The organism is Streptomyces solitudinis (assembly GCF_036323765.1).
In the GTDB taxonomy this organism is placed as follows: domain Bacteria; phylum Actinomycetota; class Actinomycetes; order Streptomycetales; family Streptomycetaceae; genus Streptomyces.
Genome location: NZ_JAZDCW010000010.1, coordinates 135,476 through 157,617, shown reverse-complemented (window position 1 = coordinate 157,617; position 22,142 = coordinate 135,476). Strand labels below are relative to the sequence as shown.

The following is a 22,142-nucleotide window of genomic DNA, read 5'->3' as shown; positions in this document are numbered from 1 at the left end:
CCCGGTGACCGAGAACGCCGACCTGACGTCCGTGCTCGACCGCGCCGCTCAGGGCGGGCGCATCTCTCCCGAGGAGGCGCTCGACCTCTACCGCCGGGCGCCGCTGCACGCCCTCGGGCAGGCCGCCGACGCCGTCCGCCGCCGCCGCTACGCCGGTACCGAGCACATCGCGACGTACATCATCGAGCGGAACATCAACTACACCAACGCCTGCGTCACGGCGTGCAAGTTCTGCGCGTTCTACGCCCCGCCCAAGAGCGACAGGGTCTGGACGCGGGACCTCGACGACATCCTGCGCCGCTGCGCCGAGACGGTCGAGCTGGGCGGCACCCAGATCATGTTCCAGGGCGGCCACCACCCCGACTACGGCGTGGAGTACTACGAGGAGCACTTCGCCGCCATCAAGAAGGCGTTCCCGCAGCTCGTCATCCACTCCCTCGGCGCGTCCGAGGTGGAGCACATGGCCCGCATCTCGGGCGTCTCCGTCGAGGAGGCCATCACCCGCATCCACGCCGCGGGGCTGGACTCCTTCGCCGGCGCCGGGGCCGAGCTGCTGCCCGAGCGGGCACGGACGGCCATCGCCCCGCTCAAGGAGTCGGGCGAACGCTGGCTGGAGATCATGGAGACGGCGCACCGGCTCGGCGTCGAGTCCACCTCCACGATGCTCATGGGCACGGGCGAGACGAACGCCGAGCGCATCGAGCACCTGCGCATGATCCGCGACGTGCAGGACCGCACCGGCGGCTTCCGCGCCTTCATCCCGTACACCTACCAGCCCGAGAACAACACGCTGAAGGGCCGCACGCAGGCCACGCTCTTCGAGTACCTGCGCGTCATCGCCGTCGCCCGGCTGTTCCTCGACAACGTCGCCCACATCCAGGGCTCCTGGCTGACGACGGGCAAGGACGTCGGCCAGCTCACGCTGCACTACGGCGCCGACGACCTCGGCTCGGTCATGCTGGAGGAGAACGTCGTCTCCTCGGCCGGGGCCAGGCACCGCTCGAACCTCACCGAGCTGCTGCACCTCATCCGGGCGGCCGGGCGGGTGCCCGCGCAGCGCGCGACCACCTACGAGCACCTCGTCGTCAACGACGACCCGGCGAACGACCCGGAGGACGGCCGCGTCGTCTCGCACCTGTCCTCCACCGCGCTCGCGGGCGGCACCGCCCACCCCGAGCTGAAGCTCATCGACGCGGGCTGAGGCGCCGCCGCCGTGCTCGTCCTGCACGTCCCGGCCCACGGTGACGCCCTGCTGGCGGACGGCGGCCGGATCGCCGCCACCGGCCCGCACCGAGAGCTGGCCGCGGCCCGCCCCGGGGCGCGGGAGCGGCACTGGGCGGGCACCATCGGTCCGGGCCGCTGCGCCCCGGACGCCGCCGCGTTCCTGGAGCGGGCCTACCACCCCGACCCCCGGGAGGCCGACGCGCTCGGCACCGGGCCGCTGACCGGTGCGGCGCTGGACGCGCTGGAGCGCACCGGCGCGCTCACGGACGCCCGGCGCGGCCACAGCGCCCGCCGGGGTCTGCAACGGCTGCTGGCCGACGGGGTGACGGCGCTCGTCGGCCCGTTCACGCACCCGGCCGTGCGCACGGCCGTGCGGCGCTCGGGCCTGACCGTCCTGGACGGCCCCCGCCCGCTCACCCTCGCCCCGGGCGCCCGCGCGGACTTCACCGTCACCGCCCCGGACGGCACCTGCCTGGCCACCGTCATCGCCGCCCGCATCCTGCACCGCGCCTCCTGACGACACCCGCCCGGCGCGGGTGCCGCTCCGGGGCGGGTGCCCGGGCCGGGCGGGCGGCCCGGGGCCCACCGGCGCGCGGGAGGCGCGGGGAGGCACAGGGAGGCGCGGGAGGGAAAAGCACTTGCCGGGCGCCGGGCGGCCCGGGGAGGGTGGCGGCCGGCAGCCCCGCCACCGGGCCGGGCCACGACAGCCGAGAGGAGGAGCCGAGCAGATGAGCCCCATGACGTCCCCGCTCGTCCCTTCCCGGGGTGCGCACCGCGCCTGACCCCGGAGCGGACGGGCGCGTTCCCAGGAGTGTCCCGACCGTGGAACCGAACGACCTGACCGTGCGCCCGCTCACCGGGCGCGATGAACTCGACCTCTTCAACCAACTGCCCTACGTCCTCAACGGACAGCTCGCGGACGACCTCGACCGGGGCCGCCGGCGGCCCGGGTGGATGTGGGTCGCGCTGCGGCGCGGCCGGGTGCTGGCCAGAGCCGCCTGGTGGAGCCGGCCGGGGGCCGACGACACCCCGTTCCTCATGGACGTCCTCGACCTCGACGACGGCCTGCCCGTCGCCGAGCGCGTCGACGTGGGCACGCGGCTGCTGCGCGCCGCCATGGCCGCGGCCCTGCCGGAGGGGGAGCGTCCGCCCGAGTTCTGCCGCTTCGTCCCGCCCGGCTGGCGCGACGACACCGCCGTCCGGGAGGGCGTCGAGAGCCGCACGGCCGTCCTGGAGCGCCTCGGCGCCCGGCTGTTCGTGGAGCGGCTGCGCCTGGAGTGGCGGCCGGGGGCGCCGCTCCCCGCACCGAGCGGGCGCCTCGCGTTCCGGCCGGTGCGGGGCGCGGAGGAACTGCTGCCGCTGCTGACCTCCGTCCTGGAGGGCACGCTCGACGCCCACGGGCGCGACGACCTGACGCGGATGACGGCGCGGGAGGCGGCCGTCGGCCAGTGGGAGGAGGAGTTCAGGAACTACACCACGCCCCGGGAGTGGTGGCGCGTGGCCACCCTGCCGGGCGGGGAGCCCGTCGGCTTCGTGCTCCCGGCCCGCAACGCCTACAACCCGATCATCGCCTACATCGGCGTGCTGCCCGGCCACCGCGGGAACGGTTACATCGACGACCTGCTCGCCGAGGGCACCCGCGTCCTCGCCGGGCAGGGCGCCGAGCGCGTCCGGGCGTCGACCGACCTCGGCAACACCCCCATGGCGAACGCCTTCCGGCGCAACGGCTACGTCGCCTTCGAGCACGAGATCGACATGACCTGGGGCTGACCGGGCGGGAGGGGCCGGGCCACGGCGCCCGGCCCCTCCCGGCCCCCTCCGGCCCCTCAGCCCCCTCCGGCCCCTCGGTCGCTCCCGGACCCGCCCGGGACCCCGCGCCCGCCCCGCACCGCCGGTACCGGCAAGATGGGCACGTGACTCGCGCATCCCTGGACAAGCAGCCCCACGAAGTCGCCGCGATGTTCGACGCGGTCGCGGCCAAGTACGACCTCACCAACGACGTGCTCTCCCTCGGCCAGACCCGCCTGTGGCGCCGCGCCGTCGCGCAGGCCGTGGCCGCCCGGCCCGGCGAGCGCGTCCTCGACCTCGCCGCCGGGACGGGCACCTCCTCCGTCCCCTTCGCCGACGCGGGTTCCTTCACCGTCCCCTGCGACTTCAGCCTCGGCATGCTCCGCGAGGGCAAGCGGCGCGAGCCGTGGATGCCGTTCACCGCCGGGGACGCGACCCGGCTGCCCTTCCGCGACGACGTCTTCGACGCCGTCACCATCTCCTTCGGCCTGCGCAACGTGCAGGACACCGCGGCGGCCCTCCGCGAGCTGCTGCGGGTGACGCGGCCGGGCGGCCGGGTCGTGATCTGCGAGTTCAGCCACCCCGTCGCCGCGCCGCTGCGCACCGCCTACACCGAGTACCTGATGCGCGCGCTGCCGGCGGTGGCCCGCGCGGTGTCGTCGAGCCCGGACGCGTACGTCTACCTCGCCGAGTCCATCCGCGCCTGGCCCGAACAGCCGGAGCTGGCCCGCGCGCTCCAGCGGGCGGGCTGGACGCGCGTCGCGTGGCGCAACCTCACCTACGGCGTCGTCGCCCTCCACCGCGGGGTCAAGCCCTGAGACCGGACGGGTGAAGGACGCGGCATAGACTTCCCCCGTCCACTGCCCCATCCCTCCGGGAGTCCTCGTGGCGGAACCGCAGCCGAAGCCGGCCTCCGAACGTCAGGCCGACGTCATCGTCGTCGGGGCCGGGCCCGCCGGGTCCACCACGGCGTACCACCTCGCCCGCTCCGGACTCGACGTCCTGCTGCTGGAGAAGACGGCGTTCCCGCGCGAGAAGGTGTGCGGCGACGGGCTCACCCCGCGCGCCGTCAAGCAGCTCGTCGCCATGGGCGTCGACATCTCCGAGGAGGCGGGCTGGCTCCGCAACAAGGGCCTGCGCATCGTCGGCGGTGGCCACCGGCTCCAGCTCGACTGGCCGGACCTCGCCAGCTACCCCGACTACGGACTCGTCCGCAAGCGCGACGACTTCGACGAGCAGCTCGCCCGCCAGGCCGAGCAGGCCGGGGCGCGTCTCCACCAGCGGTGCAACGTGACCGAGCCGGTGCTCGACGCCGCCGGGCGGATCACCGGCGTCGAGGCGAAGCTCGGTGAGGACAGGACGCCGGTCACCTTCCACGCGCCCCTCGTCGTCGCGGCCGACGGCAACTCCACACGGCTGTCCCTGAAGATGGGCCTGCACCGCCGCGACGACCGGCCCATGGGCGTCGCGGTGCGCACCTACTTCACCTCCCCGCGCCACGACGACGACTACCTGGAGTCCTGGCTGGAGCTGTGGGACCGGCGCGGCGCGGAGGACCGCCTGCTGCCCGGCTACGGCTGGATCTTCGGCATGGGCGACGGCACGTCCAACGTCGGCCTCGGCATCCTCAACAGCTCCAGCGCGTTCCGCGAGCTGGACTGGCGCGAGGTGCTCAAGGCGTGGTGCGCCTCCATGCCCGAGGAGTGGGGCTACACGCCGGAGAACATGACGACGCCGATCCGCGGCGCCGCGCTGCCGATGGCCTTCAACCGCCAGCCGCACTACACGCGCGGCCTGCTCCTCGTCGGTGACGCGGGCGGCCTCGTCAACCCGTTCAACGGCGAGGGCATCGCCTACGCGATGGAGTCCGGCCAGATCGCGGCGGACGTCGTCGTGCAGGCGCAGGCCCGCCGTACCGCCGCGCACCGCGAACTGGCCCTCCAGCGCTACCCGAAGGTCCTCAAGGACACCTACGGCGGCTACTACAACCTCGGCCGTGCCTTCGTGAAGCTCATCGGCAACCCGAAGGTCATGAAGCTCGCCACCGAACGCGGCCTGTCGCACCCGGTGCTGATGCGCTTCACGCTCAAGCTGCTGGCCAACCTCACGGACCCGACCGGCGGCGACGCGATGGACCGCGTCATCAACGGGCTGACCCGCGTCGCCCCCCGCGCCTGACACCTCCCGCGACACCCCCCGGACCGCCGCCCGGCGGATCACCGTCCGCCGGGCCGGTCGTCCGCCGGGCCGCCGTCCCGGCCGGCCAGGGACCTGCGGCACAGCACCACGGTCAGCAGCCCGAGCACGCCCGCCCCCGCGACGACGTGGTGCGGGGGCAGGAACTCGGCCGCCGCCCCCGCCCCGGCGAACCCGAAGCCCTGTCCGACCATCAGGCCCGCCGTGGCCAGGGTGAACGCCCTGCCCCGCAGGGCCTCCGGGGTGGCCTCCAGCACCCGCTGGTCCAGCCCCATCGCGTAGGAGAACCCCAGCCCGCACACCGCGAGCAGGGCCGTCGCCAGGAGCACGCCGGGCCGCAGCACGAAGACCAGCAGCGGGACGAACAGCACGGCGGCCGTCGGCAGCACGATCCGCACCCGCGTCCGGGGCCGCAGCACCGTGCCCGCCAGCAGCTCACCGGCGACCGAACCGGCGGGCGCGGCGCACAGCAGCAGGCCGACGGCCGTGGGCCCGCCCCCCAGCTCGTCCGCGTACGGGACGGCCAGCGCCTCGGGCGCCACGGCGAGGGCCGGGGGCAGCCAGGTCAGCGCGAGCAGGGGCCGCATCCCGCGCACGGCGAAGACCTCCCGCACGCCCGCCAGGGAGGCGCGGGCCACCGATGTCCGCGCGCCCTCCGCCGCGTCCCAGCGGGCCGGACGGCGGCGGGTGCCGAACCGCAGCAGCAGGGCCGCGGCGCCGAAGCCGCCCGCCGCCGCCAGCAGCGACCGGCCGGGCGTCAGCGCGAGGAGCAGGACGCCGCCGGCGGCGAAGCCGACGATCTGGGTGCTCTGCGACACCAGGCGCAGCAGGGAGCGCCCCAGCGGGTAGGCCGCTCCGGGCAGCACGTCCGGCAGGCTCGCGGCGCGCGCGCCCTGGAACAGGGGCGCGACGGTGCCGAGCACCAGCAGCAGGCCGAGCAGCGCCCACACGGGCATGCCGGGCACGGCCATGACGGCGACCACGAGGAAGCTGACCGCCTGGCAGGCCACGAGCACGTCCCGGGCGGGACGGCGGTCGGCCACGGCCGACAGCAGTGTGGCCCCGAACAGGTGGGGCACGAAGCCCAGCGCGAAGGTCAGCGACGCCAGCAGCGGTGACCGGGTGCGCTCGTACACGAGGACCGAGAGCGTCACCTGCGCGACGACGTTGCCCAGCGTGGCGATGACCTGCGCGACGAACACCGCGCGGAACTCCGCGACGGCGAGGATGCCGAGGTACGTGGGGGGCGGGGAGCCGTCGGGCGCCGCGTCGGCGTGCTGCCGCCCGTGGGCGGTATCTTCCTGGGACATGGGCCGCAGCATCGCGGCGCGCGGGCCCGGTGGGCCATCGATTCGGCGAGGGCCGAATCCGCGCCGCACCGGCGGCCGCGGCGGCCCGGCCCGGAGCAGCAGCCGCGCCGGGCGGGGGCGGCGGCGAGCGGAGGTGGGGGACATGGCGGTGCGCCTGCTGGCGGAGCCCGCGGACCTGCTGCGGTGCCGCTTCGCGCTCTCCCCCCTGTGGGAGACGGTGGCCGCCGTCCGCACGCTGACCGATCCGCGCCGCCAGGCGTACCACTCGCGCTGGCTGCGCCGCGTGCGGCCGCACGCCCGGCCCGCCGCGCTCGCCCCGCTGCTGGCGCTCCTGCCGCGCACCGGGTTCACCCCGGACTTCCTCACCCCGCCACCGCCCTGCCCCCTGCCGGACATCGGGGACGAGCTGGACCGGGTGGCGGCGACCAGACCGGACCGGGTGGCGGCGGAGGTCCACCGCTCCCTCCACGGCCCCGAACGGCGCCTCGCCCCGCCCCCCGAGGTCGCCGCCGGACTGCTCGCCGACCCGGCCCGCACCCTGGCGGAGCTGGTCCGGCTCCTCGGCGAGTGCTGGGAACTGCTCGTCGCGCCGCAGTGGCCGCGGATGCGCGACGTCCTGGAGGCCGACATCGCCCTGCGCTCCCGGCGGCTGGCCGAGGGCGGACTCCAGCGCATGGTGGACGGCCTGCACCCCGCCGTCCGCTGGCACGAGGACGACGCGCTGCACGTGGCGTCCCCGTACCGGATCAGCCGCCGGCTCGGCGGTCGGGGGCTGCTGCTCCTGCCGAGCGTGTTCGTGTGGCCCGCCCTGACCGTCGTCGCCGACCGCCCGTGGCAGCCGACGGTGGTCTACCCGGTCCGGGGCGTCGGCGACCTGTGGGGTCCGCCCGCGCCGGCGCGCGAGGCCGAAGCCCTCGGGCGTCTCATCGGCCGTACCCGCGCCCGCATCCTCACGGGGCTGGACGAGCCGTCCTCCACGGGTGTCCTCGCCCGGCGGCACGGCCTGGGCGCGGCCTCGGTGTCCGCGCACCTCACGGCGCTGCGGGACGCCGGCCTGGTGACCGGCCACCGGGCGGGCCGGTTCGTGCGCTACGCGCGGACGGAACTGGGCGACGCGCTGGCCGGGGCCTGAGGCGCGTCTGACGGGGCCCGGACGGCGCGGAGGGCCGCCGACTCCCCGGGGAGTCGGCGGCCCTCGGGCTCACCGGTGCGGCGGACCGTCACAGGACGCGCACGGCGCCCGTCGGCATGTCCCAGCTCATGTCGCGCTCGACGACCCCGGTCGAGGAGTTCTGCGCGCCGACGAACTTGCCGTCGCCCACGTAGATGGCGACGTGGTAGGCGCTGCCCGCGCCGCCCCAGTACAGGATGTCGCCGGGCTGGACCGCGCTCAGCGGGACCTGCGTGCCCGTGGTCGACTGCGACTGCGAGGTGCGCGGCAGGCTGATCCCCGCCTGGCGGAACGCGACGCTGGTGAGGCCCGAGCAGTCGTAGGCGCCGGGGCCCATGGCGCCCATGACGTACGCCTTGCCGACCTGCGCGCGGGCGAAGTTCACGACCGCCGCCGCGCTGCCGGTCGCGGTGGACGGCGCGGGGGCGGCCGCCTCGCTGGTGGCGGCGGCGGGCGCGGCGGCCGGGGCGGAACGCTCGGCGCTGCGGGAGGCGCGGGCCTCCGTGGCCGCACGGGCCTCGGCGGCTTCGCGGACCTCGCGCTCCTCGGCGGCCTTGGCGCGGGCCTCGGCGGCCTCACGGGCCTTCCGCTCGGCCTCGGCGTCGGCCTTCTTCTTCGTCTTCGCGGCGGTCTTCCTGGCCTGCTCCGCGGCCTCGGTCTGCGCGGCCTCCAGGTTGTACTGGATGGCGATGGTCTGCGTCGCGTGGGCCGCCTCGGCGGAGCCGTAGGTCAGCACGTCGTCCAGCGCGGGCATCTCGACCGTGTCGGCCGGAGCCTCGGACGAGGCGGACGACGGCGCCGCCGCGCCGGTCACCGCGAGAGTCGTGAAGACGCCACCGGCAACGCCCGAGCGGATGAGCGTGTTCCGGGAGGAACGCCGGGGTTTCCGGTGGCTGGGTATGTGAGCGTTGGACATGGCCCCAGAGAAGCAGGTGTCCGAGGTTCCGCTCAAGCACGGTGTTTCGCGCCACAAGGCGCCTTTGGGTGCCCGATTCGGGGCTTTTGATCCTCCCTCAGTGCCGCCGCGGACGATGATCAATGTCCGACTACGCGGCTGTGACCACGCTGTTGTCCGGTTTGTCGGCCAGGTGTTCCGGCCTAGCATGTCTCGGCCCGGTAACGCCAATGTGACGGTTGCTGCCAGGTATGTTTAGTGATGCACGTCACACTCGTTCTCGGGCTTCACATCCGTCACTCCCGCCCCAAGCGGACAACTCGCGTCAACACCCCAACCCGCCCAAGTCGCCCGCGGGGTCCCAACTCCTGACACGCCGTCACGGCCAGGCCGTCGCCCGGCCGGGGACGAGCGGGGAGGAAAGGGGCATCTCTGACGGCTCGTCGCGCGCGGCCCGGCCACCCCGCGCGCCGCCCCCGCGCCACCGGTGTCAGGGGCTGGCCTCGTCACGGCAGGAGCGGGCGTCGATCGCGGCGCCGTTCGGCTTGTGGGTACTGATCCAGCCCGGGTCCTCGTCCACCAGCTTCGGCAGCGACACCTCGACGTCCTTGATCCACGTGCTGCTGCCCACGTAGCCCTTGAGCCACTCGGTCAGCCTCCGGCAGTCCTCGCGGTGGCCCTTGCGCAGCCCGATCCCGTAGTGCTGGGGTGCCCCTATGGTCAGGCCGGGCACCACGCGCAGGCCGTCCTTCGCGTGGTGGCGGGCGAAGCCGTAGAGGATGGCCTGGTCGGTGGACATGGCGTCCACCCGGTCCTCGCGCAGTGCCTCGATGCAGTCCGAGGCGTCGTCCAGGACGTGCGGCTCGACGCCCGTGGTCTCCTTGAGGTCGTCCAGCGCGTCCTGCGACGTCGTGCCCTCCCAGGTGCAGATGTGCTGCCCCCGCAGATCCGTCTTCTCGCGGATGTCCGAACCGTCCGCGTCGACCAGGAAGCCCTGGCGGGTGGTGAGGTACGGGCCGACGAAGTCGATCTTCTCCATACGGTCCGGCGTGATGGAGAACGAGGCGATGATCAGATCCGCCGCGCGCCCCTCCAACTGCACGACACGGTCCTGCGAGGACACGTCCGCGGGCTCGCTGAACGCGACGTCCAGGTGGTCCGTCAGGTGCCGGTACAGCAGGTAGTCCAGGCCCGAACGGTCGTAGTTGGACGAGTAGCCCAGGCCCGGCAGGTCGTTGTGCATGGCGACGGTGACCCGCTCGACGCCGAGGAACTCCGTTCCCGCGTCCTGCCCGGAGCAGGCCGTTGCGGTCAGGGCGAGCGCGGCGGCCGCCGTCACCCAGGACCGGAACCGCCTTTGGCCCCGGACGGCTCCACGAGGCCCTTGCGGCGCGTGCGTCACGTTCTTCCCCCCTCAGTCGTGCAGGACGGCTTCGGCCACGGACACGCTCATCCAGCAGCCCTCGTCGGTCGCCAGGGTGACCAGGACCCGGACGGCGTCCCGCGCACCGCCCAGCGGCAGGCTGAACAACTCGCCCGACCGCAGCTCCGCCGCATGCTCGACGCCGCTGCCGGCCAGCCGCGCCGAGTACGTCGTCTCCGGGGAGCACGACTGCCTGCCGCGCTCCGCGTCCTCGATGGCCAGGGCCAGGCGCAGGTGCGTCCGGTGCGGCTGGTTGTCCACTGCGACGGTCAGCGTGGACCCGTTCGTGGCCGGGCCCTCGGGAATGATGAGCGCGGGCCCCGTCACGTCCACGTCCCCGTGGTCCGCGTAGTGGTCCATGCCGACGAGGCCGAGCACCGCGAGGAGCAGCGAGGAGCCCGTCACGAGCGCCTGCCAGGGCCCCGCCCGCCCGCCGCCCTGCGCGCTCACCGCACCGGCCAGGCCCATCACCCGGCACAGCGACAGCACGACGGCGGCACCGATCACGGCGTACACCCACAGGAACTGGTGCGCCGGACCGTCCGGACCGGTGATCAGCGCGGTGGCGCCCAGCGCCAGCACCAGGAAGAACGGCGGCCAGTTCCACCCGCTCCAGCTCTTGACCCGCCCGGTGAACTCGCTGACGTCCCCCACGAACGGACTGACGATCAGCTGGCCGATCCGCTCGATCCGGCCGATGGCGGGCGACCCGGACCCGGAGGAGGAGACGCGGACGCCGTCCCGCGCTCTGTGGTCGCTCAACGCCCGGCCTCCCCCTCGGGCGGCGCGCCGAAGGACATCGTCCCGATCTCGCCGATGCGGCCGATGGCCGGGGAGTTCGGGCCGTGCGACGCGACGTGGTACGTGTCGCCGGAGCAGGCGTCCCGGATGCGCTCGTGCAGCGCCGCGCCGTCGCGCGGGGAACCCGCCGCCAGCCACTCGCCGACGGCCGTCTCCAGCAGCAGCCGGTCCTCCGGCGGCAGCGCCCTGATCCGCGCGGCGGCGTCGGCGTCCTCCGGCGTCTGCGGCGGGTCCTCCGGGCGGCGGGACAGGAGCCGTCCGATGAGCGCGCGCCCGCGCAGCACCGCGCTGTCCGCGAACTGCGTCTGCGCCGACTCCACGACCGCACCGGCGAAACCGGCCGCGGCGGCGCTGATGACGGGGACGAGGGCGGCCGAAGCCGCCAGCAGTTCGGACATGGACCCCCCGATCCTCGGGCACCGTGTGCCATGCGCCCGGGCGCCCCACAAGCCGGAGCGTGACGGCTCGGTCACCCGGAACAGCCGACGATACATGCCGGGCGCCCCGCGCGGACGCCTTTCGCTCCCACCCGTGACCGGACCGTGCCGCCGCGTGGCGCGATGATTGGGGGACGGGGGCACACGGTGGCACGGGCACGGCCCGGCACACCGCAACGCGCTGGGGCGGGGCACCCGACAGCGGGAAGGGAGTGGCGAGATGGTGGCAAACGCGGGCGCGGGGGCAGACGGGAGTGCGGACGCGAGTGCGGACACGGACGCGGCGCGGTGGCAGGTGGCGCGTCTGGAGGAGCTGACCCGCGAGGTCAGGCGCCAGACGGCACGCGGGCCCGGTGGCCCCGACACCCGGGCGCTGCTCGACTGGCTCGCCCGGCGCACCGGCGCCGCCGTCGCCCTGCTGGCGGACCCGCACGGGCCCGACGTCCGCACCGACGCCTTCCCCGAGCGGCTCGGCCCCGCGCTCGGCCCGGTCCTCACCCGGCTGTCCGGCGGCGGCACGTCCGCCGCCACCACACACGCCGACGGCTTCGACGCGCACCTCACCGCCCTCGACGGACCGGCCCCGCGCCCGGTGCTGGTGGCCGCCGCACCCACCGCCGTGCCCCGCGAGGCCGCCTGGCTGGCCGCGCACACGGCCGACGCCCTCGCCCTGCTGCGTCGCACGCACCAGGCCCGCCAGGACGCGGACGGCTACCACCCCAAGGCGGCCCAGGTGCGCTTCGCGGTCCTCACCGCCCTGATGGCCGGGGACGTCGGCATGGCCCGCCGCATGACGGCCGGCGCCGTCCCGGCGCTGCTGGACGCCGACCGGGTGCGCGTCCACCTGCTGCACTGCCCGCCCGGCGACCGCGACCGCATCGCCCGCGCCCTCCAGGACCCCACCGGCTACCACGGCCCCGACCTGCTGGCCCGCTGCCCCGTCTACGACGAACACCTCATCTGCGTCCTCGCCGAACACCCCGACGGGCCGGGGGAGCACGCGGGGGCGCTGCGCCGCCTCGTGGAGACCCGCCCGCACTACGCGCTCGGCATCAGCGACCCCTACCCGCTGCGGGCGACGGCCGAGGCGTACGCCCAGGCGTGCCACGCCCTGGCCGTCGCCCGCAACACCCCCCAGCGCGTCGCCGCCTACCAGGGGCAGGCCCCGCTCGTGCACCTGCTCCCGCACCGCGAGGCGCTCGCCTGGGCCCGGCGCTACCTCCGCCCCCTCGGCACCGCCCCCCAGCTCACCCGCGACATCACCGGCTACGCCGTCTCCCTCTCCCGCTCCGGCGCGGCCCGCATCCTCGGCGTCAGCCGCAACACGGTCACCTCCCACGTGCGCCGGGCGGAACAGCTCCTCGGCGCCGACCTCGACGACGTCCGCACCTGCGCGGCCGTCGACCTGGCACTCGCCCTCACCGGCAGCCAGACCGGGCTCGAACCCGACCCCGGCCTCGACAGCGGACCCGCCGCCCCCACCCTGGACGAACTGCTGCACACCGAACGGGCGGTGGCCTGGGCGGGCGCGTTCCTCGTCCCCGTCCAGGACGCCTCCCACCCTGGCCTGGAACACCTCCTGCGGACCTGGGTCGAGGCCAACACCGACGCCCAGCGCACCGCCCGCGTCCTCGGCGTCAGCCGCAACACCGTCCGCGCGCACCTGCGCACGGCGGAGAACCTGCTCAGCCGCGACCTGCTCACCACCGGCTCCGGCGTCCACGACCTCGTACACGCCCTGCGCATCACCGCCGAGACGCACCTGCTCACCGTCTGACACCGCAACGGGCGGTGTGCGCAGAGCGCACCGGAGATTGGGCACCGTGCACGGTGGTGGCCCCTGGGAGGCTCCCCCTAGCGTGGGCCACGGCTCGCACGGCGGGCCACGGAGACGCGTTCCGCGCACGTCGTCCGGCGAACGGGGGTCGTCGGAAGACCGCGACGGTGCCGGTACGCCTCCGGTGTCCGGGCGCTGAGTCGGGGGGCTCACCGCCGACAGCCGTCCTCCCCGGGATCGCGCCCCGGGGAGGACGGCCGGAAGCAACGCGTCCGCCCGGCGCGGACGTGGGTGTCAGTGGCGTGCGCGCCTCGGGAACGTACGAGCCCTCGCACCGTGCGAGGGAAGGAGCGGGTCCGGACACTCTCCCGTTGACCGCGCCCGCGTCTTCCGCGAGCCCCGGCCGTGTCCGGGCCGCTGCGTGGTCAGCGCACGAACTGCCCCACGCAGGCGACGATCGCCACGAGCAGACCCAGGACCCCGATCACCGCCTGCCACCTGTCGGGCGCGGTCCAGTGTCCCTTCGTCTCCTCCTCGCTGTGACCGTCCATCGCTCCTCCTCGCTCCTCCGGCCAGGCCCCGGAGAACAGGGCCTCCGTCGGCGGACCGCCGACGAAGCTGAAGGGAGGAACGGGCTGAACTCAGCACAGGCTAGCGGGAGTTGCCTGCGAGCGCACCACCGCGCCGGACCGGTGGCGCGACGGCCCCGGACACCAGGGCAGCCAGCGGCACACCGGAGCGCGGTTGCGTCAGCGGCTGGTGGCGGCGTAGGAGACGAACGCCGTCCACGCGGTGGGCGCCACCGCGAGCTGCGGCCCGTCGGCACGCTTGGAGTCCCGCACACGCACGGTGCTGGACATGGCCGCCACCTCGACGCAGTCGTTGTCGTCGCTGCCGCTGTAACTGCTCTTGATCCACCTCAGCGCGGATGCGTTCCCGGTGAAGGGCTTGAGGCTCATGTCGCTCCCAGCAGTTCCTCGATGAAGATCAGCGTCTCCCGTGGAGTGAGCGCCTGGGAACGGATGATCCCATATCGCAACTCCATCACCTGGACCTCTTTCGGGTCAGATACCAAGCGAGTGGTCAGCTGAGTCGAGGAGTATCCGACGGTGGAGCCGCGGCGGTTCTTGATGAGTTGCAGCGGACCGCTCATGCCTGCGTGCTCCTCGCTGGCTGTGGGCATGACCTGGATCTCCACGTTCCGTCTCCGGCCCACTTCAAGCATGTGCCGCAGTTGGTTGCGCAGGACGGCCTTGCCCCCGATAGGGCGCCGCAGAGTCACTTCCTCCTGGACGAAGGTCAACGTCGGAGCCGGTGAGCGGTAGAAGATGTCCTGTCGCGCCAGACGAGCTGACACGTACCGTTCGAGGTCGTCGTCGGAGTAGGTCGGCCGCCGCATGTGGAACAACGCGCGAGCGTACTCCTCCGTCTGTAGCAGTCCGTGGATGTTGTGGTTACCGTAGGCGCCCAGCTCGACAGCTTCCGCTTCGAGCTTCGCCAGGTCGCGGACCTTCTTGGGGTAGCGGGCCTCGGCGATGTCCTCCTTCATCGCCAGGATCTTGCCGCCCGCGCTCAGCACACCGTCCGCGTGCTCCAGCACCTCCGGCTTCGGCAGGCGGCGTCCGCGCTCGATGGCGGAAACCATCTCCAGGCTGTAGCCCAGCTCCCTGCCCAGCTCCGCCTGCGTGAGGCCCTTGTCCTCACGCCACAGCTTGAACTGGCGGCCGACGGTTCTCATCACGCCGCTGGAGTCGCCTTCGTAGCCGACGCCCCAACCGTCGTCGTCCGCGCCGTCCGTTGTGTAGTTCGCACCCATGCCGCCCCGCCTCTACGTCCACTTCCCCAACCCGATCACCGCGTGAAGGTCACGCTGTACAGGTCGGACAGGCCAGGACAGCGGTTGTACAGATCACGCTCCGTGCGGGCTCCACCGCTTCACACAGTAGATAGGCGCGGCCACGCTGAGTGATGTGAACGGAGAAATCACCCAGACCGAATCCCCCGCCCCGGAACACCGGTTCGGCGTGCTGCTGTCGCCGACGCGGCGGGGTGCCCGGCTCGCGCGGCTGCTGACCGTCGCCCACCTGTGGGCGTGGGGACTGCCGAGCGACCGCGCGGCGCACGTCGTCGCGGAACTGGCGGCGAACGCCGTCCAGCACGGGCGTGTGCCCGGACGGAACTTCCGGCTCGACCTCGCCGTCAGGTGCGACGTGCTCCGCATCGAGGTGACGGACACGCGCGGTGACCGCCTCTTCGAGACCGTCGCGCGCCGACCGGTGTGCGACGGGGCCGAGTCGGGGCGCGGGCTGCTGCTCGTCGCGGTCATGGCGGACCGCTGGGGTGTGGCCGAGGGGCCGGTTCCGCGGAAGACGGTGTGGGCGGAGCTGGACCTGCCCCGGTGATCGCTACCGTGACCGGAAGAAGAGGAGGCGCGCTGTGGCTGAGCCGATGAAGACGTGGGTGGGCGGCCGGGAGGTGGACGTCCCCAACAGCATCCCCGCGATCCGGGCCGCGCTGCCCGACGAACGCCGGGCGGAGTTCGACCGGGCCATCAACGAGGCGGGAGTCATGGAGATCCACGGGGTGATGCGGCACTGGATGCTCGAAGCCGTGCCCGACCCGGAGGCGGACGCCGTCGTGGAGCGCCTGGTCCGGGAAGAGGCCGAGAGGCGCGGTACCGCATGACGCCGTACCGCATCAGTTACGCGCCCCCGGCGGACGACGCCCTGCGGAAGATGAACCGGCGCGCCGCGTTCGAGGCCGCGATAGGCGGGACGGTCGGGCGCGATCCGTACGGCCACGGCTCCGTCCACGTCGGCGGCGACCGCGACCGGCGGGAGGCGACCGTCGCCGGAGCCGTCGTCCGCTACGTCGTCTCCGGTTCCATCCGCACCGTCACCGTCGTCCGCCTGATCAGCCTCTGACCCCACCCGGCCCGGCGTCGACGGGCGGTCGACAGCTTCGCCGGGTCAACGCGGGCACAGGTGCGGGTGACAGCGAGGGGGTCACTCAAGGCGGCTGGGCCTGATGTCACCAGGCGAGAGGCTCGTATGCTGGGCACGTGCCGCCCGTCGAGGCCACACGGAGACTTGTCGGTCGGACAGGAGGTGAAAGGGATGGGCGTTGCCATCGACCACACCGGGCCCTGGACCGTCGCCGACGTCCTTGCCCTGCCCGAAGACCGCACGATCCGCTACGAGCTGCTGGGGGCATCCCTCCTGATGTCCCCCGCGCCCGGCATCCGCCACCAGCGGCCTCGCTCCGCCTTGCCATGATCCTCCATGCGGCGGCCACGGCTGCCGAGGCTCCGGTCGAGGTGCTGGAAGCCATCAATGTCGTCCTGCCCTCCGGTCTCGTGGTCCCCGACCTCGTGGTGACCGACGCGGGAGTGACCGCCGGGGATGCCGTCAGCGTCGACGCCGACGGCGTACAGCTCGTGGTCGAGCTTGTCTCTCCCGGAAACCGCACCGTGGACCGCAAGCTCAAGCCGATGCTCTATGCCGAGGCCGCCGTCCCGCACTTCTGGCGACTTGAGTTCGATCCCGCCCCGATGCTCGTCGTCTACGGGCTGGAGAGCGGTCGGTACGTGGAGCGGACGACCGCTCTCGCGGGCGCGGCCACGCACCTGGAGGCCCCGTTCCCGGTCGCCATCGACCCGCTCGACTCTCCCGTGAGTAGGCACCGCCTGAGGACGACGCCAGCGGCGACCGAGCGGGCCAGAGGCGGATACCAGCGGACTTCCCCGCCCTCGCGGGCCCGCGCCCGTGACTGTCGTGCCAGCACCGCGACGGCGAGCGGACCGTCCTCGTTCCGCTCCCACCGCACCTCGTGCCCGGCGCCCTTCCGCACCGCGAAGCCGCCCGCTGCCGCTTGGGGTATAGGTTCGGTCACGCCTCCGTGGAGGACGGGACCGGAGCTGAACCGTGAGGGAGCCGGCATGGCCACGATCTACCGCACCACCATGAAGCCCACCAAGCTGGAGCTGATCGGCGGCTGGCTGCCGAAGCAGAGCTGGTACGCGGGTGAGGCGGACACGCCGGAACTGATGAACGCCGGCGGGTTCCGGCTGGACGATCCGGCGGGCGCGGTCGGGATCGAGATCATGGTCGTGGTGGACACCTCCGGGCAGGAACCGGTGGCGTATCTGGTGCCGATGGCGTACCGCGGCGCGGCGCTGGACGGCGTTCCCGGCGAGGCGCTCATCGGCACCTCCGAGCACGGGGTGCTCGGCACCCGGTGGGTCTACGACGGCGTCCACGACCCGGTGCTGATGGCGCAGTCGCGTGCCCTCCTGCGCGGTGAGGCGACGCCGCAGCACCAGAACGACAGCGACACCCCCGACCCGGCCGTCACCGTGCACGGAACCGCGCCCGACGACGGGACCGACGTCCGGTTCCACCGCGTGCTGCGGCCGGTGGAGGCCGCGCCGGAGCCCTCCGGGCACGTCGTCGCCGGGTGGACCTGGCCGGACGGAACGGCCGCACGAGGCGTGGTCGCCTCCGTCACGCCGCGGTAGCGGCCCGACCGGTCCAAGGCCCCCCGGGGACGCTCCCTGCGGCCTTGCCGCCGCGCGGCTACCAGTGGAGCCCGCCGTTCTGCACGGACGGTGAGCACTCGGACGCGTACGGGATGTCGGACGTCCCCGTCTCCAGCACGTCGGCCAGGGAGCAGGGATCTCGGTGGTCAGGGGGTGGGGTCGGCGAGGGTGTGGGCCACCAGGGCGTTGGCGTGGCCGTGGCCGAGGCCGTGTTCCGTCTTGAGCCAGGTGACCAGTTCCATGTGCCGGGTCAGCGGTGAGGAGCGGATGAGTTCCTTCCACTCCGCCACCGGGCGGCCGTACGTCTTCTCGATGGAGGGGAAGTAGGCGGCGGGACCCTTCGCCTGTGCGGTCATGCGGGCGTCTCCTGTCGTGTGCGGCGGGCGGACGGGCCGGGGCGGGCGGGCCGCGTCACGCGGCGTCGGCGGCGGCCCGGAGGGCGGCGATGTCGAGCTTGCGCATCCCGAACATGGCCGCCGTGGCGCGCTGGACGCGGGCCGGGTCGGGGTCGGCCAGCAGCTCGTCCAGCGCGGTGGGTACGACCTGCCAGGACAGGCCGTAGCGGTCCTTGAGCCAGCCGCACGGTCCCTCCTGGCCGCCGTCGGACAGCTTCGTCCAGTAGTAGTCGACCTCCTCCTGGTCGGCGCACCGGATCAGGAACGAGACCGCCTCGTCGAAGGTGAACTCCGGGCCGCCGTTGAGGGCGGTGTACGCCTGGCCGTCGAGGGTGAACTCGACGGTCATGACCGACCCGGCCGGGCGGGGCCCGGCCTCGCCGTAGTGGGTGACGTCGGTGATCTCCGAGCCGGGGAACACCGAGACGTAGAACTCGGCGGCCTCCAGGCCCTGGGTGTCGAACCAGAGGTTGGGCGTGATGCGGGGCATGGCGCTCTCCTTGCGTGCTGCGTGCTGCGTGCTGCGTGCTGCGTGCTGCGTGCTGCGTGCTCGCGTGCTCGTGTTCTTCGTCCTGCACCCGTACTGACGGAGCCCGCGTCCGGAACTCATCGCCGCCCCCGGCACCGCGGCGGGCGGGGGCGCCGGACCGGCCGTGGCGCGGCGGGCGTCCCGGCGACGGCGCCGGGGCTTGTGCGGGTGGGCACAAGGTGGTCCCCCGGTGGGTGCGGGGGAGGGCGCCGGGTGGGCCCGGGGAGGGCCGGGGCGCGCGGCGGCTAGCACGTGTTCGCGTCCATTGCACATTTGCATGGCGCTGCCGTCGTTTGCTAGCAGCCGATGCTCCGTAGCTGGTGGGAGCGGTGGGGCATCACTTTGCGTGTCGGTTTGCTGGCTTCGCGTATGAAGATGCTGCGCGCACGGAGATGTTGATCGATCAGCGGGTGTTGAAGATCACAAAATCGTTGTCGTACCCCGTGTCGCATGTCACAGAGGCCGGGGCATAGGATGCGTTCCACTCGGGCTTGTGAACTGCCTCACATATGCGCGATCTTCGCAACCGAAGCGCGTCCAGCAGTGAGGCGGGGGGCCGGCCCGCAGCGGAAACCAGCTAGTCATCGGCGACTGGAAGGAGCGAGGTGCGGTGAACGCCTACGTGCCCATCCTCGTGCTCGGAGCCCTTGGAGCGGCCTTCGCGGTGTTCTCCGTGGTGATGGCCTCGGTCATCGGGCCCAAGCGCTACAACCGCGCCAAGCTAGAGGCGTACGAGTGCGGCATCGAGCCCACTCCCATGCCGGCCAGTGGCGGGCGCTTCCCGGTGAAGTACTACATCACCGCGATGCTCTTCATCGTCTTCGACGTCGAGATCGTCTTCCTCTACCCCTGGGCCGTCCACTTCGACGCCCTCGGGATGTTCGGCCTCGTGCAGATGCTGGTCTTCGTCGGCCTCATCGGCGTCGCCTACGCCTACGACTGGCGCCGGGGTGGTCTGGAGTGGGACTGACCAGCGGACACCTCCGGCCTGCGGATATCGGATAGGGGCGAAACCAGATGGGAATCGAGGAGAAGCTGCCGAGCGGCTTCCTGCTCACAACGGTGGAGAAGGCCGCCGGCTGGGTGCGCAAGTCATCCGTGTTCCCGGCCACCTTCGGCCTCGCCTGCTGCGCGATCGAGATGATGACCACCGGCGCGGGCCGCTACGACCTGGCCCGCTTCGGCATGGAGGTCTTCCGCGGGTCCCCGCGCCAGGCGGACCTGATGATCGTCGCCGGGCGGGTGAGCCAGAAGATGGCCCCGGTGCTGCGGCAGGTCTACGACCAGATGCCCAACCCCAAGTGGGTGATCTCCATGGGCGTGTGCGCCTCCTCGGGCGGCATGTTCAACAACTACGCGATCGTGCAGGGCGTCGACCACATCGTGCCGGTCGACATCTACCTGCCCGGCTGCCCGCCGCGCCCCGAGATGCTGCTGGACGCCATCCTCAAGCTGCACCAGAAGATCAGCGACGAGAAGCTCGGCGTCAACCGCGAGGAGGCGGCCCGCGAGGCGGAGGAGGCCGCGCTCAGGGCGCGCCCCACCATCGAGATGCCCCTCGTGCCCGCCAGGAAGGGGATCGCGCGGTGACCGACGACCAGCAGAACACCGGCTCGGTGCCGCCCGCGCGGACGGACGCCGGCGACGTCATCGGCGTCCGCCGGGGCATGTTCGGGCCGAGCGCCGGAAGCGACACCTCCGGCTACGGCGGCCTCGTGCGCACCGTGCGGCTGCCCGGCCCCGCGACCCGCCCCTACGGCTCCTACTTCGACGAGGTCGCCGACGAACTCGAAGGCGCGCTCGACGAACAGGGCCTCGTGCCGGAGGAGGTGATCGAGCACACCGTCGTCGACCGGGGCGAGGTCACCTTCCACATCGCCCGCGAGCACCTGCTCGCCGTCTGCCGCACCCTGCGCGACGACCCCGCGCTGCGTTTCGAGCTGTGCACCGGCGTCAGCGGCGTGCACTACCCCGGGGACGAGGGGCGCGAGCTGCACGCCGTCTACCACCTGCGCTCGCTCACCCACAACCGGGTGATCCGCCTGGAGGTCAGCGCCCCGGACGCCGACCCGCACGTCCCGTCCGTCGTGGAGGTCTACCCGACCAACGACTGGCACGAGCGCGAGGCGTACGACTTCTTCGGCATCGTCTTCGACGGCCACCCCGCCCTCACGCGGATCATGATGCCCGACGACTGGCAGGGCTTCCCGCAGCGCAAGGACTACCCGCTCGGCGGCATCCCCGTCGAGTACAAGGGCGCCCAGATCCCGGCTCCCGACCAGCGGAGGTCGTACAGCTGATGAGCACGCACATCCCGCACGCCCCCGCCTCCGAGGCCACCGCCCGGGAGACGACCGAGGGCACCGTCTACACCGTCAGCGGCGGTGACTGGGACGAGGTCGCGGCCGCCGCGGCGGCGAACGACGACGAGAAGATCATCGTCAACATGGGTCCCCAGCACCCGTCCACGCACGGCGTGCTCCGCCTCATCCTGGAGATCGACGGCGAGACGGTCACCGAGGCCCGCTGCGGCATCGGCTACCTGCACACGGGCATCGAGAAGAACCTCGAGTACCGCACGTGGACGCAGGGCACGACGTTCGTGACGCGCATGGACTACCTGACGCCGTTCTTCAACGAGACGGCGTACTGCCTGGGCGTGGAGCGGCTGCTCGGCATCGAGGACGAGATCCCCGACCGGGCCACCGTCATCCGCGTCCTGCTCATGGAGCTGAACCGGCTCTCCTCGCACCTGGTGGCCATCGCCACCGGCGGCATGGAGCTGGGCGCCACCACGGTGATGATCTACGGCTTCCGGGACCGCGAACTGTGCCTGGACCTGTTCGAGCTGATCACCGGCCTGCGCATGAACCACGCCTTCGTCCGGCCCGGCGGCCTCTCCCAGGACCTGCCGCCCGGGACGATGGACGCGCTGCGCGAGTTCGTCAAGCAGATGCGGAAGAACCTGCCGGAGTACGACAAGCTCTGCACCGGCAACCCCGTCTTCAAGGCCCGCCTCCAGGACGTCGGCCACCTCGACCTCGCCGGCTGCATGTCGCTGGGCGCGACGGGGCCGATCCTGCGCTCCGCCGGGCTGCCGCACGACCTGCGCAAGGCGCAGCCGTACTGCGGCTACGAGACCTACGACTTCGACGTGCCCACCACCGAGACCTGCGACTCCTACGGCCGGTTCCTCATCCGGCTGGAGGAGATGCGCCAGTCGCTGCGCATCGTCGAGCAGTGCATGGAGCGGCTCGCCGAGCCGGGCCCGGTCATGGTGGGGGACAAGAAGATCGCCTGGCCCGCGCAGCTGGCCATCGGCCCCGACGGCCTCGGCAACTCCCTGGACCACATCAGGAAGATCATGGGCACCTCCATGGAGGCCCTGATCCACCACTTCAAGCTGGTGACCGAGGGCTTCCGGGTGCCACCCGGGCAGGTGTACGCGGCCGTCGAGTCGCCCAAGGGCGAACTGGGCGTGCACGTCGTCAGCGACGGCGGCACCCGGCCCTTCCGGGTGCACTTCCGCGACCCGTCCTTCACCAACCTCGAATCCATGGCGGCGATGTGCGAGGGCGGCCAGGTGGCCGACGTCATCGTCGCCGTCGCATCCATCGACCCCGTGATGGGAGGTGTGGACCGGTGACGGACGTCAGCCT

26 protein-coding genes and 1 pseudogene are annotated in these 22,142 nt (G+C 73.1%); 17 read left to right on the top strand and 10 right to left on the bottom strand.

Translation table 11 applies throughout. The features are described 5' to 3' along the window. Nucleotides 1-4: 4 nt before the first annotated feature. The 5 genes from mqnC (at nt 5) to V1J52_RS22975 (ending at nt 5,190) form a co-directional block, all read left to right on the top strand. Nucleotides 5-1,201 carry a cyclic dehypoxanthinyl futalosine synthase gene (gene mqnC, locus V1J52_RS22995; RefSeq protein ID WP_330141856.1) on the top strand — a complete coding sequence of 399 codons (1,197 nt, stop codon included), beginning with the start codon at nt 5-7 and terminating at the stop codon, nt 1,199-1,201. A 12-nt stretch (nt 1,202-1,213) separates the two neighbouring features. Continuing rightward, a complete protein-coding gene (locus tag V1J52_RS22990; protein ID WP_330141855.1) occupies nt 1,214-1,741 on the top strand; it encodes a hypothetical protein in 528 nt (175 codons plus the stop codon). Nucleotides 1,742-2,046: 305 nt separating this feature from the next. Continuing rightward, the gene (locus V1J52_RS22985) at nt 2,047-2,994 is read left to right on the top strand and encodes a GNAT family N-acetyltransferase (protein ID WP_330141854.1); all 948 of its coding nucleotides are present in this window, start codon (nt 2,047-2,049) and stop codon (nt 2,992-2,994) included. A gap of 143 nt (nt 2,995-3,137) precedes the next feature. Beyond that, nucleotides 3,138-3,830 carry a demethylmenaquinone methyltransferase gene (locus V1J52_RS22980; protein WP_330141852.1) on the top strand — a complete coding sequence of 231 codons (693 nt, stop codon included), beginning with the start codon at nt 3,138-3,140 and terminating at the stop codon, nt 3,828-3,830. Between the two features lie 67 nt (nt 3,831-3,897). Beyond that, nucleotides 3,898-5,190 (top strand): geranylgeranyl reductase family protein, encoded by a 1,293-nt coding sequence (locus tag V1J52_RS22975; protein WP_330141851.1) that lies wholly within the window; start codon nt 3,898-3,900, stop codon nt 5,188-5,190. 38 nt (nt 5,191-5,228) lie between these two features. Here V1J52_RS22975 and V1J52_RS22970 read toward each other — a convergent pair whose 3' ends face one another. Further along, nucleotides 5,229-6,518, bottom strand: coding sequence for an MFS transporter (locus V1J52_RS22970; protein ID WP_330141850.1), 1,290 nt, complete (start codon nt 6,516-6,518; stop codon nt 5,229-5,231). A gap of 142 nt (nt 6,519-6,660) precedes the next feature. Here V1J52_RS22970 and V1J52_RS22965 point away from each other — a divergent pair, with 142 nt between their 5' ends. Further along, entirely contained in the window at nt 6,661-7,650 is a 990-nt protein-coding gene (locus tag V1J52_RS22965) for an ArsR/SmtB family transcription factor (RefSeq protein WP_330141849.1), read from the top strand. Between the two features lie 88 nt (nt 7,651-7,738). Here the strand turns inward: V1J52_RS22965 and V1J52_RS22960 are convergent, their stop codons facing one another. From V1J52_RS22960 to V1J52_RS22945, 4 genes are all read right to left on the bottom strand, one after another. Then, a complete protein-coding gene (locus tag V1J52_RS22960) occupies nt 7,739-8,605 on the bottom strand; it encodes a C40 family peptidase (protein ID WP_330141848.1) in 867 nt (288 codons plus the stop codon). A gap of 469 nt (nt 8,606-9,074) precedes the next feature. Then, nucleotides 9,075-9,923: a transporter substrate-binding domain-containing protein gene (locus V1J52_RS22955; protein ID WP_330141847.1), complete on the bottom strand. Its 849-nt coding sequence runs from the start codon at nt 9,921-9,923 to the stop codon at nt 9,075-9,077. A 75-nt stretch (nt 9,924-9,998) separates the two neighbouring features. Then, nucleotides 9,999-10,769, bottom strand: coding sequence for a hypothetical protein (locus V1J52_RS22950; RefSeq protein WP_330141846.1), 771 nt, complete (start codon nt 10,767-10,769; stop codon nt 9,999-10,001). Next, nucleotides 10,766-11,206, bottom strand: a complete 441-nt coding sequence (locus V1J52_RS22945) for a hypothetical protein (RefSeq protein ID WP_330141845.1) — start codon at nt 11,204-11,206, stop codon at nt 10,766-10,768. The genes V1J52_RS22950 and V1J52_RS22945 overlap by 4 nt, the downstream gene beginning before the upstream one ends. A gap of 259 nt (nt 11,207-11,465) precedes the next feature. Here V1J52_RS22945 and V1J52_RS22940 point away from each other — a divergent pair, with 259 nt between their 5' ends. Further along, the gene (locus V1J52_RS22940; RefSeq protein ID WP_330141844.1) at nt 11,466-13,022 is read left to right on the top strand and encodes a helix-turn-helix domain-containing protein; all 1,557 of its coding nucleotides are present in this window, start codon (nt 11,466-11,468) and stop codon (nt 13,020-13,022) included. Between the two features lie 425 nt (nt 13,023-13,447). Here V1J52_RS22940 and V1J52_RS22935 read toward each other — a convergent pair whose 3' ends face one another. From V1J52_RS22935 to V1J52_RS22925, 3 genes are all read right to left on the bottom strand, one after another. Then, nucleotides 13,448-13,573 carry a hypothetical protein gene (locus V1J52_RS22935; protein WP_330141843.1) on the bottom strand — a complete coding sequence of 42 codons (126 nt, stop codon included), beginning with the start codon at nt 13,571-13,573 and terminating at the stop codon, nt 13,448-13,450. A 198-nt stretch (nt 13,574-13,771) separates the two neighbouring features. Further along, on the bottom strand, nt 13,772-13,981 hold the full coding sequence (locus V1J52_RS22930; RefSeq protein WP_330141842.1) for a DUF397 domain-containing protein: 210 nt from the start codon (nt 13,979-13,981) through the stop codon (nt 13,772-13,774). After that, nucleotides 13,978-14,838, bottom strand: coding sequence for a helix-turn-helix domain-containing protein (locus tag V1J52_RS22925; RefSeq protein WP_330141841.1), 861 nt, complete (start codon nt 14,836-14,838; stop codon nt 13,978-13,980). The genes V1J52_RS22930 and V1J52_RS22925 overlap by 4 nt, the downstream gene beginning before the upstream one ends. A gap of 154 nt (nt 14,839-14,992) precedes the next feature. Here V1J52_RS22925 and V1J52_RS22920 point away from each other — a divergent pair, with 154 nt between their 5' ends. The 6 genes and pseudogenes from V1J52_RS22920 (at nt 14,993) to V1J52_RS22895 (ending at nt 17,538) form a co-directional block, all read left to right on the top strand. Next, nucleotides 14,993-15,424 carry an ATP-binding protein gene (locus tag V1J52_RS22920; protein ID WP_330141840.1) on the top strand — a complete coding sequence of 144 codons (432 nt, stop codon included), beginning with the start codon at nt 14,993-14,995 and terminating at the stop codon, nt 15,422-15,424. 34 nt (nt 15,425-15,458) lie between these two features. Then, nucleotides 15,459-15,707: a hypothetical protein gene (locus V1J52_RS22915; RefSeq protein WP_330141839.1), complete on the top strand. Its 249-nt coding sequence runs from the start codon at nt 15,459-15,461 to the stop codon at nt 15,705-15,707. Continuing rightward, on the top strand, nt 15,704-15,946 hold the full coding sequence (locus V1J52_RS22910; protein WP_330141838.1) for a hypothetical protein: 243 nt from the start codon (nt 15,704-15,706) through the stop codon (nt 15,944-15,946). The genes V1J52_RS22915 and V1J52_RS22910 overlap by 4 nt, the downstream gene beginning before the upstream one ends. A gap of 192 nt (nt 15,947-16,138) precedes the next feature. Further along, complete coding sequence (locus V1J52_RS22905) at nt 16,139-16,297, top strand: hypothetical protein (protein WP_330141837.1); 159 nt, start codon at nt 16,139-16,141, stop codon at nt 16,295-16,297. Beyond that, nucleotides 16,294-16,605: pseudogene (locus V1J52_RS22900) on the top strand (Uma2 family endonuclease); the annotation flags it as partial. The gene V1J52_RS22905 and the pseudogene V1J52_RS22900, both read left to right, overlap by 4 nt. Before the next feature lie 354 nt (nt 16,606-16,959). Further along, complete coding sequence (locus V1J52_RS22895; RefSeq protein WP_330141899.1) at nt 16,960-17,538, top strand: maltokinase N-terminal cap-like domain-containing protein; 579 nt, start codon at nt 16,960-16,962, stop codon at nt 17,536-17,538. Nucleotides 17,539-17,705: 167 nt separating this feature from the next. On the opposite strand, the gene V1J52_RS22890 is transcribed toward V1J52_RS22895, so the two are convergent. Continuing rightward, on the bottom strand, nt 17,706-17,915 hold the full coding sequence (locus tag V1J52_RS22890) for a DUF4287 domain-containing protein (protein WP_330141836.1): 210 nt from the start codon (nt 17,913-17,915) through the stop codon (nt 17,706-17,708). 55 nt (nt 17,916-17,970) lie between these two features. Beyond that, complete coding sequence (locus V1J52_RS22885; RefSeq protein ID WP_330141835.1) at nt 17,971-18,444, bottom strand: VOC family protein; 474 nt, start codon at nt 18,442-18,444, stop codon at nt 17,971-17,973. A gap of 649 nt (nt 18,445-19,093) precedes the next feature. Between V1J52_RS22885 and V1J52_RS22880 the strand changes: the two genes are divergently transcribed. Genes V1J52_RS22880 through V1J52_RS22865 form a run of 4 tightly spaced genes read left to right on the top strand, consistent with a single transcriptional unit; the run spans nt 19,094 to nt 22,129 of the window. Continuing rightward, on the top strand, nt 19,094-19,453 hold the full coding sequence (locus tag V1J52_RS22880; protein ID WP_330141834.1) for an NADH-quinone oxidoreductase subunit A: 360 nt from the start codon (nt 19,094-19,096) through the stop codon (nt 19,451-19,453). Between the two features lie 47 nt (nt 19,454-19,500). Then, complete coding sequence (locus V1J52_RS22875; protein ID WP_330141833.1) at nt 19,501-20,073, top strand: NuoB/complex I 20 kDa subunit family protein; 573 nt, start codon at nt 19,501-19,503, stop codon at nt 20,071-20,073. After that, entirely contained in the window at nt 20,070-20,783 is a 714-nt protein-coding gene (locus V1J52_RS22870) for an NADH-quinone oxidoreductase subunit C (RefSeq protein ID WP_330141832.1), read from the top strand. Before V1J52_RS22875 ends, V1J52_RS22870 begins: the two co-directional genes overlap by 4 nt. After that, on the top strand, nt 20,783-22,129 hold the full coding sequence (locus V1J52_RS22865; protein ID WP_330141831.1) for an NADH-quinone oxidoreductase subunit D: 1,347 nt from the start codon (nt 20,783-20,785) through the stop codon (nt 22,127-22,129). The genes V1J52_RS22870 and V1J52_RS22865 overlap by 1 nt, the downstream gene beginning before the upstream one ends. The last annotated feature ends 13 nt before the right edge of the window (nt 22,130-22,142 follow it).

Bases quoted from the DNA above. Each gene is read 5' to 3' on its own strand.
- V1J52_RS22865 (WP_330141831.1), top strand. From the start codon at position 20,783: ATGAGCACGCACATCCCGCACGCCCCCGCCTCCGAGGCCACCGCCCGG.
- V1J52_RS22935 (WP_330141843.1), bottom strand. From the start codon at position 13,573: ATGGACGGTCACAGCGAGGAGGAGACGAAGGGACACTGGACCGCGCCC.
- V1J52_RS22940 (WP_330141844.1), top strand. From the start codon at position 11,466: ATGGTGGCAAACGCGGGCGCGGGGGCAGACGGGAGTGCGGACGCGAGT.
- V1J52_RS22875 (WP_330141833.1), top strand. From the start codon at position 19,501: ATGGGAATCGAGGAGAAGCTGCCGAGCGGCTTCCTGCTCACAACGGTG.
- V1J52_RS22905 (WP_330141837.1), top strand. From the start codon at position 16,139: ATGGGCGTTGCCATCGACCACACCGGGCCCTGGACCGTCGCCGACGTC.
- V1J52_RS22885 (WP_330141835.1), bottom strand. From the start codon at position 18,444: ATGCCCCGCATCACGCCCAACCTCTGGTTCGACACCCAGGGCCTGGAG.
- V1J52_RS22960 (WP_330141848.1), bottom strand. From the start codon at position 8,605: ATGTCCAACGCTCACATACCCAGCCACCGGAAACCCCGGCGTTCCTCC.
- V1J52_RS22965 (WP_330141849.1), top strand. From the start codon at position 6,661: ATGGCGGTGCGCCTGCTGGCGGAGCCCGCGGACCTGCTGCGGTGCCGC.
- V1J52_RS22925 (WP_330141841.1), bottom strand. From the start codon at position 14,838: ATGGGTGCGAACTACACAACGGACGGCGCGGACGACGACGGTTGGGGC.
- V1J52_RS22930 (WP_330141842.1), bottom strand. From the start codon at position 13,981: ATGAGCCTCAAGCCCTTCACCGGGAACGCATCCGCGCTGAGGTGGATC.
- V1J52_RS22970 (WP_330141850.1), bottom strand. From the start codon at position 6,518: ATGTCCCAGGAAGATACCGCCCACGGGCGGCAGCACGCCGACGCGGCG.
- V1J52_RS22895 (WP_330141899.1), top strand. From the start codon at position 16,960: ATGGCCACGATCTACCGCACCACCATGAAGCCCACCAAGCTGGAGCTG.
- V1J52_RS22910 (WP_330141838.1), top strand. From the start codon at position 15,704: ATGACGCCGTACCGCATCAGTTACGCGCCCCCGGCGGACGACGCCCTG.
- V1J52_RS22890 (WP_330141836.1), bottom strand. From the start codon at position 17,915: ATGACCGCACAGGCGAAGGGTCCCGCCGCCTACTTCCCCTCCATCGAG.
- V1J52_RS22945 (WP_330141845.1), bottom strand. From the start codon at position 11,206: ATGTCCGAACTGCTGGCGGCTTCGGCCGCCCTCGTCCCCGTCATCAGC.